Source organism: Paenibacillus chitinolyticus NBRC 15660 (assembly GCF_000739915.1).
GTDB classification, from domain to species: Bacteria; Bacillota; Bacilli; order Paenibacillales; family NBRC-103111; genus Paenibacillus_F; species Paenibacillus_F chitinolyticus.
The window spans coordinates 89,031-105,965 of record NZ_BBJT01000008.1; the positions used below are offsets into that span (position 1 = coordinate 89,031).

11 protein-coding genes, 1 pseudogene and 1 other annotated feature are annotated in these 16,935 nt (G+C 52.6%); of the genes and pseudogenes, 6 read left to right on the forward strand and 6 right to left on the reverse strand.

Annotation, left to right across the window (positions count from 1 at the left end; all coding sequences use genetic code 11):
* Positions 1-19 precede the first annotated feature (19 nt).
* The 5 genes from PCH01S_RS19380 to PCH01S_RS19400 form a co-directional block, all read right to left on the reverse strand.
* Entirely contained in the window at positions 20-1,198 is a 1,179-nt protein-coding gene (locus PCH01S_RS19380; RefSeq protein ID WP_042232083.1) for a response regulator transcription factor, read from the reverse strand.
* The gene (locus PCH01S_RS19385) at positions 1,195-3,507 is read right to left on the reverse strand and encodes a histidine kinase (RefSeq protein ID WP_042232086.1); all 2,313 of its coding nucleotides are present in this window, start codon (positions 3,505-3,507) and stop codon (positions 1,195-1,197) included. The genes PCH01S_RS19380 and PCH01S_RS19385 overlap by 4 nt, the downstream gene beginning before the upstream one ends.
* A gap of 53 nt (positions 3,508-3,560) precedes the next feature.
* Positions 3,561-4,385, reverse strand: a complete 825-nt coding sequence (locus tag PCH01S_RS19390; RefSeq protein ID WP_042232088.1) for a carbohydrate ABC transporter permease — start codon at positions 4,383-4,385, stop codon at positions 3,561-3,563.
* Between the two features lie 14 nt (positions 4,386-4,399).
* Positions 4,400-5,290: a carbohydrate ABC transporter permease gene (locus PCH01S_RS19395; protein ID WP_042232091.1), complete on the reverse strand. Its 891-nt coding sequence runs from the start codon at positions 5,288-5,290 to the stop codon at positions 4,400-4,402.
* 120 nt (positions 5,291-5,410) lie between these two features.
* The gene (locus PCH01S_RS19400; protein ID WP_042232093.1) at positions 5,411-6,754 is read right to left on the reverse strand and encodes an extracellular solute-binding protein; all 1,344 of its coding nucleotides are present in this window, start codon (positions 6,752-6,754) and stop codon (positions 5,411-5,413) included.
* Between the two features lie 240 nt (positions 6,755-6,994).
* On the opposite strand from PCH01S_RS19400, the gene PCH01S_RS19405 reads away from it, so the two are divergent.
* The 6 genes and pseudogenes from PCH01S_RS19405 (at position 6,995) to PCH01S_RS19445 (ending at position 15,496) form a co-directional block, all read left to right on the forward strand.
* Positions 6,995-8,155, forward strand: coding sequence for a Gfo/Idh/MocA family protein (locus PCH01S_RS19405; RefSeq protein ID WP_042232095.1), 1,161 nt, complete (start codon positions 6,995-6,997; stop codon positions 8,153-8,155).
* A gap of 309 nt (positions 8,156-8,464) precedes the next feature.
* Positions 8,465-9,322 carry an AraC family transcriptional regulator gene (locus PCH01S_RS19410; RefSeq protein ID WP_042232098.1) on the forward strand — a complete coding sequence of 286 codons (858 nt, stop codon included), beginning with the start codon at positions 8,465-8,467 and terminating at the stop codon, positions 9,320-9,322.
* A gap of 266 nt (positions 9,323-9,588) precedes the next feature.
* A pseudogene (locus PCH01S_RS19415) lies at positions 9,589-10,296 on the forward strand (Gfo/Idh/MocA family protein); the annotation flags it as partial.
* A gap of 223 nt (positions 10,297-10,519) precedes the next feature.
* Positions 10,520-10,863 (reverse strand) — a sequence feature (23S ribosomal RNA rRNA prediction is too short).
* 54 nt (positions 10,864-10,917) lie between these two features.
* The gene (locus PCH01S_RS19420; protein WP_042232102.1) at positions 10,918-11,778 is read left to right on the forward strand and encodes a sugar phosphate isomerase/epimerase family protein; all 861 of its coding nucleotides are present in this window, start codon (positions 10,918-10,920) and stop codon (positions 11,776-11,778) included.
* 1,889 nt (positions 11,779-13,667) lie between these two features.
* Positions 13,668-14,900, forward strand: coding sequence for a hypothetical protein (locus PCH01S_RS19440; RefSeq protein WP_042232110.1), 1,233 nt, complete (start codon positions 13,668-13,670; stop codon positions 14,898-14,900).
* Between the two features lie 191 nt (positions 14,901-15,091).
* Entirely contained in the window at positions 15,092-15,496 is a 405-nt protein-coding gene (locus PCH01S_RS19445; protein WP_042232111.1) for a hypothetical protein, read from the forward strand.
* A gap of 122 nt (positions 15,497-15,618) precedes the next feature.
* On the opposite strand, the gene PCH01S_RS19450 is transcribed toward PCH01S_RS19445, so the two are convergent.
* On the reverse strand, positions 15,619-16,884 hold the full coding sequence (locus PCH01S_RS19450; protein ID WP_042232113.1) for a glucuronate isomerase: 1,266 nt from the start codon (positions 16,882-16,884) through the stop codon (positions 15,619-15,621).
* Positions 16,885-16,935: the final 51 nt, after the last annotated feature.

A 16,935-nucleotide genomic window follows, 5' to 3' on the forward strand; every position in this document is an offset into this window, starting at 1 on the left:
CCAACCCGCGGATTCCCGCTCATACCACCGTCACGTTATGCTCCTGCCGGTATTCCGTAGGCGTCTGCATAAATTTCTTGCGGAACACCTGCGTGAAATGCCGCACATCCTGGTAGCCCACTCGCTCGGCGATCTCCGCCAGTTTCAGCAGCGGGTTGCACAATAGCTGCTTGGCCTGATCCAGCCGCAGGCCCGTTACATACTCCTTGTAGCCCTGGCCGGTCTTCTGCTTGAACAGTTGGCTGAAATAGACCGGGTTCAGGAATACGACGGAAGCCATTCTCTCCAGGGACAAGTCCTCGGAATAATGCGCCTTGATGTATTGAAGCGCAACCTCGATGGATTTGTCCCCGCTTACTTTGATGCTGTCGTACTCAACCGCAGCGGAAGCCTGCCTCAGCCGGGTGACGGTTTGCGGTACGCTTTTGAAATCATGATGCAGTCCCGAATTCAAAATCTGGAAAGGCACCTTCAAATAGTGCTTGAGATGGCTTTTCAGCGCGTCCAGCAAGGTTTCGATCCGGATACCTTCGCTGAGCGCCACGAGGCCGAGCAGGCTCTGGCGGTCGTAGCTGACGACAAACCCCTGGCCATGCGTCTCGATCATCTCGGAGAGGACATTTTCCACGATAAAATGCTCCAGATGAACGCTCTTATTCCCGGCATCCATCTGCACGAACACCAGGTAATAGTCCGGGAAATCCTCCACGAACGATTGGATATCGAGGTTGCCGGTGTCCAATCCCGCCGCCAGCCGGAGAAAAACCGCTTCGCGCAAATATTTCAGGCTCGACTTCAGCTTCACGCTCTCTTTGCTTTGGAGGTTTTCGCGTCTGATCTCGCCGGTGAGGCTCTCGATCAACTCGATCAGCTTAGGCTTGCCGATCGGTTTCAGCAGATAGTCGCGGGCGCCAAGCCGGACCGCCTCCTGCGCGTAAGCGAACTCGGAGTGGGCGGAAATGACGACCCACTTGATAGCCGGATGCTTCCGCTTCGAAATCCTCATAAATTCGAGGCCGGTCATGCCCGGCATAATAATATCGGTAAGCACGATGTCTATGTGCTGTCCGCCGAGGATCTTAACCGCTTCCTCGGTAGAAGCCGCCAAGAAAACGCCGTACCCCGGGTAGGCGTTCTCGATCGTACGCTTCACCCCTTCACGGATGATGCTCTCGTCGTCGGCAACCAGAATATTCATACGTTACTCTCCTCCTTCGGAAGCGGGACCCGCACGATGACGGTCGTCCCCTCGCCCGCTGAACTTTCAACAGTGACGCCGTATGCTTCGCCGTACATGTGCTGCACGCGACGGTGCAGATTTTGCAGCCCGATGCCTCCCCGGGACGACGCCTCTTCCTCGCTGCCGCCTGCAACCGGCCGGGACGGAAACCACGGATCGGCCCCAAGAGCCGGGGTGCCGGCATGTGTGGGGGCCTGCGCGGGCCCGGGGCCTGCGGCGGCGACCGTGCTGGAGGCCGAGCCGGCATCGGTGCCTGAGGAGGCGGATGCTCCGGAGGACGGGACAGCTACGGCGCACGAGGCGGCTGCGTCAGTACCCGAGACTCCGGCACCCGAGGGGAATGCTCCGCAGGCTGCGCCATCGCCGGGACCTCCGGCGGCTGCGTTGGTCGCTGCGCCCCCGGCACCAGTGCTAGCGGAGGCCTCCAAGGCTTCGCCTACGGTACCGAAAACCGCTGCGCCGACGGCTCCGGCAACCGGGGCGGTCGGGCCGCGACCTCCAGCGCCATCGGTACCAGTGCCGGCGACTTCCCGGCCGCCCGGCTCGCCTGCCGCGACAGCCGCATCCGTTCGCGGTGCGCCGCCGCCTGCGCCCGGGCCGGCCGGGCCATGCGCAGCATCCGGCGCGCCTCCCCCGCTCCGCCTGCCGCCTGCGGTGCATAAGCCGTACAGCGACTCGCGCAGCCGGCGCAGCTTCTCCTCTTCGATGCCGACACCGTTGTCCTCGATTCGGATCGCCAGCTCCCGGCTGTCCGCAACCGTCGAGATGGTGAGCATCCCCGGCCGGTTAAGCAGCGGCTCCAGGCCGTGCTTCACGGCATTCTCGATGATGGGCTGGAGCGTCATCTTCGGGATGCGGATGTCCATGTACCGTTCATCCGTCTTCAGCTCCACCTCCAGGCGCCCTTCGAGCCGGACGAGAATAATGGTCAGATAGTGGTGGATCTGCCCGAATTCCTCGCGCAGCGTAACCTCCGCACCTTCTTCCCACTGGCTGCTGTAGCGGAACATATGGGAGAGTGAAAGGACGACTTCACCCAGCTTATCGTTGCCTTTCTCGTCCATCATCCAATAAATCATATCCAGCGTATTGTATAGGAAGTGGGGATTGACCTGGGACTGGAGCGCATGAAGCTCCGCGTTCTTTTCGCTGACCGATGAAATCTTCACCCGTTCGATAAGCTCCTCGATCCGGTTCACCATATGATTGAACGATCCGACCAGAATGTTGATTTCCCGGTAGGACGTCACGTTCACGATTCCTTTGAAGTTGCCCTGCTCCACCTGTTTCATCTGCCGGATAAGCCGGATGAGCGGCATCGAGATCCGTTTGGATACGATGGACGCGATAAAAGCCGAGACGAGAACGAGAATCGTTCCGATCAAGATAATATAACGCTGCATCTGTACAAGCTCGACGTTCAGGTCTTTGTAGGGCGTGAGGCTGACCACCAGCCAGTCGGCAAAAGGCAGCTTGGAAGCTACCGCCAGCCGTCCGTTCTTCTGATCGACGGTCATTTCCTGGGAATCGTCCGGCAGCGGGATATCCTGGAGGGAAGGCAGCGCTTCGGCCGAAGCGGTGGAAGACACGAAGCGCCCCTTGTCCGAGACGAGATACACCTCGCTGTGTTCGCTAAGCTTCAAATTATTCAATGCGGACAAAATCGCCTGCGGATTCGCTTCGTAAAGCACGATCCCGATCGGCTTATGCTCGTTGAGATCGTAAATCTGGCGGCCGAACGCAAACACGGTCCGCTTCTCGTTCTGGTCGATCAGGGAGTGCGGAAATACGCCCAGCCAGACCATTTTGCCCGAAGATTGACGGACGTCCCGGTACCAGTCGGCCCTGCGGTATTCGGGGTCTACCACGTTCATGTAGTTGCCGTAATTGTAGATTTTTCCTTTGTCCATGATGACGTGGATGCCGATCAAATCTTCCCGGGAGTAGAAAATCGCCCCGATCATGTTAGTGACGGAGCGAGTGTTAATATAATCGAGCGCGGGTTCTTGCGGCGATTCCGTCAGCAGACGGACCAGATCGAAATTGTTGCCGATCGTTTTGGACAAGCTGTCGTAGCCTTTGAGCAGAAGGTCGAAGAGATCGACGGTCTGCGAAACGTTTTTCCGGGAGAGGTCGCTGATCTTCGTCTGAAACTGCTCCGTCGTGCGGCTGTAGAACAGCAGGGAGATGATGATCAGAATGCCGGACATGCAGAACAGGAACAGAAAAAACAACCGGTGGTGGATGGATTGGAAGCCGCGTCTCAAGGATTCGTCCCCTTTCGTTGTTTCGCCCGGTTCCCAAGCCGTCCGTGCGGCGCCTACCCTTTTACCGCCCCGGCAACCATGCCCTTCGTGATTTTTTCCGAAAGAATGAAATACAGGAGAATGACGGGCACCGCCCCCATGACGAGGAAAGCCCCGATGTTGCCGTAGTTGACGGAATACTGGCTCACAAAGGTGTACACGCCGAACGGGAGCGTTTTCAGCTTCTCGGAGGAGATGAAAGTCGCCGCCAAGATGTATTCGTTCCAGATGTTGATGAACGTCAGGATGCAGACCGTCATGACCGGCGGTACGGAAATCGGGAGAATAATGCTCCGGAAAATGCGGTACACGCTCGCTCCGTCCATATAAGCGGACTCTTCGATTTCGTGCGGAACCGATTTCATAAAGCCGCTCAGGATAAAGACGGCAACCGGCGTCTGGAACGCGATGTAAGGCAGAATTAGGGACAAGTGCGTGTTGAGGATGTTCATGTTTTTAAAAATAATCATTAAAGGCAGCAGCGTAGCTTGCAGCGGAATCATCAGCCCGATCAGGAAAATGAGCATGACCGCGGGGGCCAGCTTCCAGCGGAACCGTGAAATAGCGTAGGCCGCCATGGAGCTCAGCAGAATGACGCAAACCATCGTCAAGACCGTGACGAACACGCTGTTGAACAAATACTGCAGATAGTGCCCCGCTTCGTACGCTTCTTTGTAATTGCCCCATCTCGGGGACGCGGGCAAGGAGAAAAAGCTGCTGCCGAGAATCTCTTCGTTGGTCTTCAGGGAGTACGTAAGCAGCCAGAGAAGAGGATACATCTGAGTGACGATCAGAATCGCGAAAAGCGTATAAACGATTCCTTTTTTGACTGATTTCACAGGTGGTCCTCCTCCTAGCTTACCTTATTTTCCAGACGTTTGAAAACTACGTTAATCAGCACCGTAAACGCGAGGCATAGGATGACCAGGAAGGTGGCAATCGCGCTCCCGTACCCGTATTTCTGGGACAGGAACGACATGTTGTACATATGCGTCGAGATAACATCCGTGGAGTGTGCGGGCCCGCCGCCCGTCATGACCATCACGAGATCGAACGCCTGCAGGGAGCCGATAAATGCGAGCACCAGCGAGATTTTCAGAATGGGAACGATCATCGGGAACGTGATGTAACGATCGGCCGTTAAACCTTCCGCCCCGTCGATGCGGGCCGCCTCGTAAATCTCGGCCGGAATGTTCTGCACGCCGGTGAACTGGATCAGCAGGTGATAGCCGAAATACTGCCACAGCGACACGATGTACAGGCAGAACATGGCAATCTTGGGCTCGGTCAGCCAGCTGTGCGTCCATTCGGTCAAGCCCGACGCGGTCAGCATCCCGTTGATCATCCCGCCCATCGAAGCCGGATTGTAGACGGTTTTCCAGAGCTGCCCGATAATGACGACCGACAAAATCACCGGCAGAAAGTAGATTGATACGAGGGAGTTGGCTTTCTTCACGTACCGGTTCAGCAAAATCGCCACCATCAGGCAAATCGGAATCTCGATCATGGAAAAGACCGCATAAAGCAGCGTCCGGCGGACAGACGGCCAGAAGACCGGATCGTCGAAAAACATCGTCTTAAAATTGGCCAGGCCCACGAATTTGGAGCCGGATATGCCGTTCCAGTCCAGCAGCCCGGTATAGAACGAGACCAGGATAGGGACGAACACCATGCAGACGTACAGCAGCAGGCTTGGAAGCACGAAGACGGCGATGGTGCGCGCAGGTACTTTTAACACATTCACTCTAGTACGCCTCCTGTAGACAAACGGCCGCTTGCTCTTTCTCTCTACGCCGCGGCCCTTGCAAAAAAATTTCGATGAAAAAGGGGGCCGGTACGACCCCCTCCATCGCAGCGCCTCATTCTATTTGATGTTGGCCTCGAACGCGCTTTGATGCTCCTGCGCGACCTGTTTCGGATCGGCCTTCTGGATGAACAGATTCTGAATGCTGCCCAAGTGAACCTGAGCGGTAGCCGGGTTCATCGTGTTGTCGAACGCGAGGTCGCCGCCTTTGACGTTTTTGAACAGATCGAGGATGGAAATGGCCAGATCGGAGTAACCCGCGGCTTTAAAATCTCCCTCTACCTTCTGTCCGATGCCCACCGCGTTCTTCAATTCAAACTGGACTTTCGGCAGATTCAGCGTGAAGTAGTTCAGGAAGTCCTTGGTCTCCTGCAGATGCTTGCTGTTGGCCGAGATGGCGAAGGCGCTGCCCGGTGCGATCATGTACTGGTTTACGTCGCCCTTGCCGCCTACCGTCGGGAACTGGAACACGCCGACCTTGCCGCCCACGGAAGAAGCGTCGATGGCGCCCGTTTCCCATGTGCCTATGATGTGCATGGCCGCTTTGCCCGTTTTGAAAATGTTGCCGCCCGCATTATAGTCGACTGACGTCGCGCCTTCGTTAAACGCGCCGGCCTGCACCAGCTCCTGGAACTTCGAAACGGCCTCCGTGAACGCCGGATCGTTGAACGTCTTCTTCTTGTCGAGCACGTCCTGGAGGAAGCCCGGACCGCCGTTTGTGCGCAGCAGCATATTCATAAACAGGAACGAACCTGTCCATGAATCTTTTTCCCCGATGGCGATGGGCGTGATGCCTTTGGATTTCAGCAGCTTCACGTCTTCCAGCAGTTCCTCGAACGTTTTCGGCGTATCTTTGATGCCTGCCTGGGCGAACAAGTCCTTATTATAGTAAACGACTTGAATGTTATTGCCGTCCGGCAGGGCGTACACGCTGTTGTTAAAGCTGTAGTAATCGAGCAGCCCGTCCTGAAAAGTCCCTTTCAGGCCGTTCTTATCCAGCATGTCGTTCAGCGGGGCGAGCAGTCCGGCATCGACGAAAGGCTTCATCTGGGCCGCCGGGTTAACGATCGTGATGTCCGGGATCTCTTTGGAAGCGGCCTGGGTTTTCAGCTTCATTTTCTGCTGATCGGTGTTCATGGAATCAAGCTCGATATGAATATTGGGGTTTTCCTTCTCATACTGTTCCACGATTTTATGAAGCATTTTGTACGTAGGCGTCGTCGGATCGGGGTAAATGTTCTGGAACGTGATGGTGACTTTCTTGTCCCCTCCCTTGGATCCCGTATTCGTATCCTGCGTGTTCCCCGTACCCGCGGATTGGTCGGCTCTACCGCAAGCCGCCAAGCCGACCGCCAAGACACCGGCCAGAGCCGCGGCGGAGATGCGAGCTGTTTTTCTGCCCATTTTTCCTGACCCCCATTAAGTTCGAAATGTAAGTTTATTATCATCGTTTGGAGCGCTTTCAACAATGCAAGAAATTAAGGTTTGTGGTTTACTTTTTCAAGATTGTTAAATTTTCCAACTGAACAACCAGAGTTAAATCCTCCGGCCAACTGGCAAAGCGCAGTAAAACGTCCCCCCGCGCAGCCGTGCTACACTAATACAAAACGGCCTTGATCTATGCCGGAGAGGATGGTTTTACAGATGGAAGTTGTCCGCATCGGAATCATCGGGTTAGGTAATATGGGATCGGCGCACGCGAAATATTTGATTGAGAACAAAGTAAAAGGCGCGGTACTCGCTGCGGTGTGCGACGCGCGAACCGAGCGGCTGGAGTGGGCGGCCCGGGAATTCGGAAACGGTGTGGCACGCTTCGCCGGGATCGAAGAGATGTACGCCTCCGGCACAATCGACGGCGTGATCATCTGCACGCCGCATTACGGCCATCCGGCGGAAGCCGTGGCAGCGTTCAAGCACGGTCTGCACGTGCTGACGGAAAAGCCGGCCGGCGTCTACACGAAGCAGGTCCGTGAAATGAACGAAGCGGCCGCGGCGGCCGGCAAAGTGTTCGGCATCATGTACAACCAGCGCACGCAGCCGCTCTACAAGAAGCTTCGGGACCTGATCAGGCAGGGCGAGCTGGGGGAAATCCGCCGGATCAACTGGATCATCACCCTCTGGTACCGGTCCCAGAGCTACTACGATTCCGGCGGATGGCGCGCCACATGGGCAGGCGAAGGCGGCGGGGTCCTCATCAACCAGTCACCCCATCAGCTCGACCTGTGGCAGTGGGTGACCGGCATGATGCCCAAGCGGCTGCGCGCCTTCTGCGCTTTCGGCAAGCACCGGGACATCGAGGTCGAGAACGAAGTGACCGCCTACGCGGAGTACGAGAACGGAGCGACGGGCGTATTCATCACGTCCGCCTGCGAAACGCCGGGTACGAACCGGCTTGAAGTGGTGGGGGACCTTGGCCGGATGGTCATCGAGAACGATAAGCTGACCTTCTACCGGCTGCGGCAGTCGGAGACGGAGTTCAACCGCACCTATAAGGGAGGCTTCGGGGAGCCCGAGGTTTGGAAAATCGACATTCCCGTCGAAGGCCAACGCGGGCAGCACCACCTCATCACCCAGGATTGGGTGAACGGCATTCTTCACGGCACTCCCCTGATCGCTCCGGGCGAAGAGGGCCTGAAGGGACTCACGCTCTCGAACGCCATGCTGCTGTCCGCATGGACGGACGAATGGGCGGAGCTGCCGCTGGACGAGGACCGGTTCTACGGGCTGCTCCGGCAGAAAATAGAGGCTTCCGGGGCCGCGAAAACTACGGAGGAGAAGACGCTCGATACGACAGGTTCTTACTGACGGGAAGGGGACGATACAGCGCAGAGTTCATCCATGAAATGCCGCCATAAGAAGCCCGCCTTCGATTGCAGGATTTTCAGGGAACTGCCGCGATGTGCAGTGCGGTTGCGGTTACCTGTTCCATGCCCTGTGATCGACCGCCGTCACAAAAGACGGGGCTTCATAGTCACACAGGATGCCGCAGCGTACGACGCTCTGGACACGCATTGTCTGCAAATAGAAACGGGAAGCGCTTGCATGCTACACTAAAGACAGAAAGGCCGCTTCCGGGCGGCCCCTACATCCCGATAAAGCGTGGTGCTCTCCCGCATGTTCACGAACCTGCACGACCGCAAAGATTCGCTCGGCCTGAGCTACCGCAATGAGGGAAAGGTCGATTCCGTTTTTCATTCCCATGCGTATTACGAAATTTATTACTTCCACAGCGGAAGCTGCAACTATCTGATCGGCGGCAACATCTATATGCTTCAGCCCGGGGATCTCATCCTCATGAACGGCATGACGCTCCACTGCCCTAAGGTCGACACCGCCGTCCCTTATATCCGGACGACCGTGCATTTTGAGCCGGCGGCCCTCAAACCGTATCTGGAGCTGCCTCACGCGGTCAATGTTCTCCAGCCTTTTCAGGAATTGAAAAACTGCCGCCTCACCCTTCGCGGCCCCGAAAAAGAAGAAGCGGAGCGCATCCTGCATGAAATGAGCATCCACGGCAAGACGGACGGCTTGATCGCTTATAACCGTCTCCACCTCGCATTTCTGGACCTGCTGTATTTCGTTCACGAGCAGTGCCGGCGGACGCTGCGCGCGGGGCGCGAATTTTCTTCCGAGAAAGAAAAACACGTCCAGCGTATCGTCAGCTTTCTCGAAGAACGCTTTGCGGACGATCTGCACTTGGAGCATCTTCAGAAACACCTGAACTTCAGTAAATTTTATTTATCTAAAATATTCAAGGAAATCACGGGGCTGACTATCTTTCAGTTCGTGTACCGCCGCAGAATCAACGAGGCCAAAACGCTGTTCCTGCACAATCCCGGCCACTCCGTTACCGATGTGTGCCTGCAGGTCGGCTTCAAGCATCTCGCGCATTTCAGCCGCTTGTTCAAGCAGCAGGTCGGCCTTACGCCGGAAAAATATAAGAAAACGGTCCGCGAACAGCTTTCTTCTTAATTTCTTAACGGCCAGCCTCCGGATTGGCATCATTGAGAAGGGTTCACACATCCGGGGGATTCACACCAACCGGTTCGGCAAATAAACCGCGAGCCGGACTCCGTCTGCGTCTGCGCCAGCATCGGCCATAGCCATGAAAGGGAGGGTTTCTTTTGCATAAAAAAGACGGCATGAACTACGCCCCTGAAGGAAAGCCGGCGCCGGTCGTCGCGCGGGGCGACTTTATTTTCGCGGCTGCAGGATTGGAGCACGGCCATATTTACGGCATGTGCAACGGACTGCGGGAAGCCGGGGGCGAGCTGAAATGGGTCTACGACCCCGATCCCCTGAAAGTAAAAGCTTTCCTCGCGGCCTATCCCAGCGTACGCCCCGCCACGTCGCTGGAAGAGATTTTACAGGACGAAGAAGTAAAGTTGGTAGCTGCCGCCGCCATTCCGTGCGACCGCGGGCCCCTCGGCGAGAAAGTGATGCGCAGCGGCAAGGACTACTTCACCGACAAAACACCGTTTACCGCGCCGGACCAGCTTCAATCGGCCAAAAGGACGGCAGCCGAAACCGGCAGCAAGTATGCGGTCTATTTCAGCGAGCGCCTGCACGTCGAGAGCGCCGTCTTCGCGGGACAGCTCGTCCGTGACGGAGCGATCGGGCGCGTCGTGCAGGTGCTCGGTCTCGGCCCGCACCGGCTGGGCGCCGCTTCGCGTCCCGGCTGGTTCTTCGAGCGTGCCAAGTACGGCGGCATCCTGTGCGATATCGGCAGCCATCAGATCGAACAGTTCCTGTTCTTTGCCGGCTGCCGGGATGCACAGGTGCTGCACAGCAAGGTCGCCAACTACAACAACCGGCAGTATCCGGAGCTGGAGGATTTCGGCGACGCGACCCTGCTCGGAGACAACGGGGCGACCCAGTATTTCCGCGTCGATTGGTTGACGCCGGACGGCCTGTCCGTCTGGGGTGACGGACGCACCGTTCTCCTTGGCACGGACGGCTATATCGAGCTGAGGAAATACGTCGATATTGCCCGCAGCGCGCAGGGCGACAACCTGTACCTCGTGAACGGCGAGGGTGAACGTCGGCTTGAGCTGAGCGGCAAAGTCGGCTATCCGTTTTTCGGGGAGTTGATCCTCGACTGTCTGAACCGTACGGAGCATGCGATGACCCAGGAGCATATTTTCAAAGCAGCCGAGCTCTGCCTGCTTGCCCAACAGAAAGCGGTCAGGGCCGAATAGCGGCGGAAGTCCCGTCTTTTACGGACGCTAAATTTTGGCGCAAAGTCACTCGACCAGTCAGCTGCTATGCACTCTTTAAATGATGGCTGCCTCTAAGCCAACCTGGTTGTCTGTGCAGCTCCGCACCCTTTCCCACTTCAAGCAATTGAGTACCTTAACTGATGATCTGGGCTGCATGACAATGGATTTAGCGCTGGTTGTCTGATTCCCGGGTTCATGTCTTGAGCATTCAGAGTTTAACTGGACTAGGTAACCGTCAGCCCCAAACTCAGTGACTACAGTCATGCGATACCTCGTCGAGCGCAGTGAACTGCACGCGGTATGGCGATATACTCATAACCAACTATCCGACCGGAGGTGCCCTATCGAATGAAACTGTCCGTGTTTACCGTCGCTACACCCGAGCTGTCCCCGGAGCAGCTTGCCGCCGCTGCCAAAGAAGCCGGAATCTCCGGCATCGAATGGCGATACAAAGAGATTCCGCCCGAGATGGCCGGTGAAACGCCGTCCTTCTGGCGCAACAATCTCTGCTCCATTTCGCCGGAGTGGGACGATGCCGAGCTGAGCCGTTTCCGAGACGCCGCCGAGCGTCACGGACTGCGTTCCCTCAGCGTGACGCCTTACCTCGACGCCGGTGATCTGGGAGGCACGGAACGCGTGCTGGACGCCGCCCGGCGGCTAGGCGCTTCCTTCATCCGGCTCGGCGTACACCGCTATGACCGGATGCGGAACTTCCGCGAGCTGTTCGAGCTGCAGCGGGCCTATCTGCTCGAGGCGGAAGCCTTGTGCCGGCAGTACGGCGTGAAAGGCCTCGTCGAGACGCACCACGTCACGATTGCGCCGAGCGCCTCCGCCGCCTACCGCCTCGTGGAAGGGCTGCAGTCCGAGCATATCGGCGTGCTGTACGACCCGGGCAACATGGTCTACGAAGGCTTCGAGAATTACCGGATGGGGATGGAAATTCTCGGCCCTTATCTCGCCCACGTGCACGTCAAGAACGGGGGATGGGTGTCCGGTGCCGATGAGAACGGCATGACCCGCTGGGTTTCCGCTGCCCGCCCCATGAACCGGGGGATGGCCGACTGGCGGCAGGTCGTCGCGGATCTCCGGGCGGTCGGCTACACGGGCTGGCTGGGCGTCGAAGATTTCAGCAGCGAGCTGCCGGGCCCGGAGATGCTGAAGAAATTCAGCGCTTTTATGAACGGTCTGATGCAGCCTTCCGAAGCATAGAGGCACCGTTCACACGATAAAAAAACCAGCCGGATTTTCCGGCTGGTTTTGCTTTTTCGGGAGGGATGGAGGCGATCTTTTCCCCAAGAGAAACAAAATTTAGGCCAAATGATTCAAGATATTCTCCTTCATAATTGCCACCCCCAAAAAAAAGAAGAAAGAGCTACGTTTGCTCTTTCTTCTTTTTAAGAGGAGAAATATACTCTTGGATTGAGTAGTAGATTCCTTCCATCCTGTTACGTAGCTGGTTTTGCCTGAACTATAATAGCTACAGAAGCAGATACGAAAGCGAGCATAGCAGTTCCATACACAGTAAAAGGGCCATTTCCAATAGCATATTCGCCTTACTCTTAATAATCACTTCCCCATTTGAAACAGCTATTGATTTTCCGATTTTCACAGTTTTTTAGCCCCTAGTGCCTGTTTAGTGAATTTGAGTCATGAATAAGTTCAACCAAACGTTGTTTTTTAATTTTTCAAACTTACTTACCTTGTCTTCTTTTCTTACCGTACTGGTAGGGGGCGGTTAAAACGATTAGGATAAGCAAAAAGTTTTTCACAAAAACTTTCTTTATAATTTGGGCCACGAACTGATCATGCATTTTATGGAATTCAAATAAATTTCGAGTTAAGTTTGCTATAAATAAAACTGAGGAGGTTGAGAGTATACCTAAAACAAATAGTATTGACAATAGCCATTTTATTCTCTGTTTGTACTTCTCAACCTTGATAACCTTTCTCATAAGAACAAACAATAATAAATAAACTATTGCCTAGAGTATGATAGCAAAAATAAACTCTTTAATATCCATTTAAAGTAAACTTCCTTTTCTAATTCATAAAATCTCTCCTCTTTTTATATATAGAAATTTATCGCATTTTACGAAAATATTTTATAAAAATAAAAAAACATAAATTATTATTAATTTTAACATAAAATTACTAATTTTCTCTCCATTTATCCTCTTAATATCGAAATCCACATACTGAAACATTATCAGATAATATGATTCTAAAAAAGCCATCTCTAAGTTATCTATGCCAACCAACAAGGAAGGCAGCCCTTTCTTCATTTTCAACCTCAAACCCGTCTCTATCTCTTTTTCATCTACCGGCCCTACCAGCCCAAAGATCTCCAGAAATTGCGATGATACAGATCGTCAAAGACGCGCTAAATTTCTTCCTGTTTCAAGCATCAGCCGCTTCCATACAGCTTTTCGCACTTGTTCGCAAGCAGGTGATAGTCCGAATGCCGCAACGATGGCCGAGGTTCCGACGACCATTCGCTTTAGCATGGGTTGCGTCGATAAACAGAATGTCCGGTTCCACGAAACCGTACTGCACGGCTTCCTGAAAGATTCGCACGAAGATCGATCCGAAGATGTCAGTGTTTTGAAACCAGCGCACGTCGTCCTTCCGAATGTCATAAAATAAAGAATAAGTTGGATAAAGTCACAGTCGATAAAACAGCGTAGGCGATGCTCGTTCCAATTTCTTTAATCGTCTAGCGCATGGAGCGTATGACTGAACAGATGCTGGTTGAGGGCGATTTTGATGAGAACAAAAAGATCTACGCTGAAACATTCGTCTGCGAGCTGTATGAATCTTGGACGAGTTTGTAGTTGAAAGAGAAGGCAACTTCTTTTTCAATTTGATCGGAAACAAGTTCATCCAGCAAATGAACGAAGACCTGTAAACGCCCTCGGTATTGGTTTTGCTAAGCTGATTTTCAACTACTAGGACCAACGATTATAAAGTTCGACAAATATTCTAATTATTCGCTATATGAAATTAATGGTATATATGTTAAAATATTTTATAAATACACTTATTTCTTTCGAAGAAATTGAATGTATTTTGTCTAAAATAGATATCGGAGGTTTTACTAAATGTTAAAGAAACTCACTACGAAAGTGCTCCCAGTGCTTTTATTTGCAACACTTATTCCTTCAGCCGTATTTGCATCTTCAAATGAAGTATCATCTAAAGATGCAGTAAAAGCAGCTTTATTTCAGGTTGTTTTAGACCAGAAGGAAAATAATTACTCTAAATGGAAAGATCTAATTGTATCAGCTTCAGAACCGGTACTAGTTTATGATATTTCCGGAGAAAAACATAGTTACATCGTTAACTTGAAAGCATCTGGCAGAGAAGTAGGATTTGTAGAGGTCAGCTATTATAAAGACGATAATCCTATTTTAAGTTTCGGGTATTCATCAAACCGCATGGCAGATCAAGAAAAGAGTGAATTACGAAACAAAGTCAAACAGATGGGAAAGCAAGTAGCCACTGAAAAGGTTATAATAAACGGACCAGCTAAATTTGCCTTGAAAAAGGAATTTTCAGATGGGTCTGCTGAAATAATTGAATCTAAAGAAGTAGCTGAATTAACCAAAGAACAAAACCAAAAAATCAAAAAGAAGGAAAGGAAAGAGAACAAAGAGGGAAAGAAATTTTGGAAAAATATTGATGATGTGACTAGTGAAATCGGAACAACTAGCGACGGCGTAACAGATAACCCAGGAGCTTATGAATCTGGTTACTCTTCTACAAATAGTAAATTTTGGGACGGAGTTGGTGATGCGAATCAGTATACCAATTCATTGTGGACTGGTGCTTCTGGATGTGCTCCTACCTCAGGTTATAATCTTATGTTTTATTGGCATTACCAAAAAGGCTTTTCCGGTTTATTAAAGAATAGTTCCGGTTACGTGGACAAGGATGATTCGGTATTGCTTATGAGACAAAAAATGGGTACAGATAATGCTGGAAACACTAGCGTCAGCGCTAAGGCAAGCGGGTTGCGTGCGTACGCCGTAGCACGAGGCTACAAGTCTTCTTCGTCGACCCTTACTACCTCTCCTTCATGGAATACTGTTAAATCACATATGAGTAGTGCTCCCTCACTTCTCGATTTCTTTGATCAATCATTCTATTGTGGTAGTTCAAGTTGTGGACATACTGTTGTGGGGGTTGGATACACTGAATATTTTTATAACGGAAGTTCCTCCGGCCACCAATATATGATCGTTCACGATAACTGGGGTAATACACCTGAAAATGTATATGTAGCATATGGGAGAAATTACACATCAATGAATTCACTTCTTTATAGTATGTAATTTTATTCATAGAAAGAGTACTCCTCAAAGATGGGGAGTATTCTTTCTATAGAAAAGCTCCCGTTTCAACCTTAAAGCTAAATTTCTATCAAGCAATCATTAAAACGATTTTTAATTTAACTAATGAAACAATGATTATAAATGGTACGTTATTATATATAGAGCAGATATGAAGAAGGGGGACAACAGGTATGAAAAGGATGATTTTAATTCTCATTCTAATGTTATCCATTACTGGATGCGCAGATCAAGGGGGAAGAAAAAATTTGGACTCTGAAACATTAGCAAAACCATTATTGAATTTTTTCCAAGGTGATATAACCAAAATCACTCGTATCGATATACGTAATGGAGCTACAGGTGAAGTAAAGTCATTTAAAAATAAAGAAACTCTCCAAAAGTGGCTCGGTAAATTTCGCGATATTGAAGTAAAGTCAGATCCAAATCAAGAACCAAAAACAGGTTATGCATATGCAGTGGAATTATATGAAGGAAATCAAATAAAGTTTAGCTTTACCAATAGTCAAATCGATAAACTATATTTGCTACCTTCCGAAGAACTTATTAAGCATATGAAGAGCCTTTATGAATCATGAGAGTTATGGATTCCTAGCATTGTCTTCACAACCATAATTACTTAATTGTGAGCCTTGTTTGCGAGGTTCTGTCTTCGTAGATTTTTAATCCACTTTATTAACTTTCCAACTTTTCTCCCCGCCTACCTCGCCTCTCTGCCCAAAAACCGCCAGAAATTGCGATGATACAGATCGTCGAAGTCGCGCTGTATCTCTTCTTCCGTCACGTACCAGCCGCTGCCGTGCAGCTTTTCGTACTTGTCCGCAAGCACCCGGCCGATGATGGATCGGGAATGCTCCCACTTGTAAATAAGCTGCTCGAGAACGCGGCAGTCCGAGTGCTGCGGGATGACGGAGGTTCCGAGCAGCTCCACCCGGAAGCGGGTCATCTCCTCCACCATCGATTCCACGTGGAGGAACCACCAGCAGCCGAAAATCATCAGGTTGCGGAATTTGCGCGCAAGCACCGCAAGCTCATGCTGATTTTCGCGGGCCAGCATCGTGACCAGGAATTTCTGGTCCGGATACCGCCGGCAGAGAGCCTCCACCGCGGTCACGTCCGAGTGCATGCTCATGTCGCCCGCCAGACGGAGGCCCGGATTGACCGAACGCCGCACCCCGATCATGAGCGCAAAAGGAATGCCGTGCTCGCGGCATACCGGGACCATCGCTTCGTCGATCATCCGGCTGCGGTGATCGTCCGACGGATACACGAAATCCCCCGGCATGGAAACCGCCAGATAGAGCGCATCCATCCGCCGGATCCATTCCGACAGGAAGCGGCGGACTTCCCCGCGCGTCTCCTCCGTCCATGCCTCCTCCACGCGGTATCCGAGCTGCTTCAGCTCGCGCACTGCCTGCGGCCAGTTGTTCAGCAGCGCATCTACACGCAGAGCCGCGGAGAAACGAGGGTCCGTATTGCCTCCGCGATCCAGCCACACCGCCCGCTCAGCCGCATCGAACGGGTCGTTCGTCATGACAATGTGCTCCACCTTGGCGAGCTTCATGACCGTGTCGAGCTGTCCGCGCAAATCCCGGCCTGCCAGGTTGCGGCGGTATTCTTCCAGATTGCGGCTGGAAACATCCAGTCCGAGCCGGTCCAAAATCGTGATCAGTCCGCTTGCGGCCTCGCTCACCGGAGAATGATCGACGAACAGCTTTTTCCAGATGGCATCCGCCTGCTCCCTTTTCGTCATCGCCCAGAAAGCCTCATAAGAGTCCTCCGACCACCGGAAGGACTCCGAAATCAGGTAGTGATACGTCAGCAGCTCATCGATTCCCCAAAGCAGAGAATCTTCAAAGTCCACGGAATACAGATGCGTATGCATATCGGTGACCGGGGTGGAGGCAGCCAGCCTCTCGACGATTTTTCTAAGCTCCGCCGCGTTTTGGATCGTTTGTGCCTTCATGGTTCCACATCCTTTGATAGGGGTAGATTTTGCAAAAAAAAGTCCCGATAA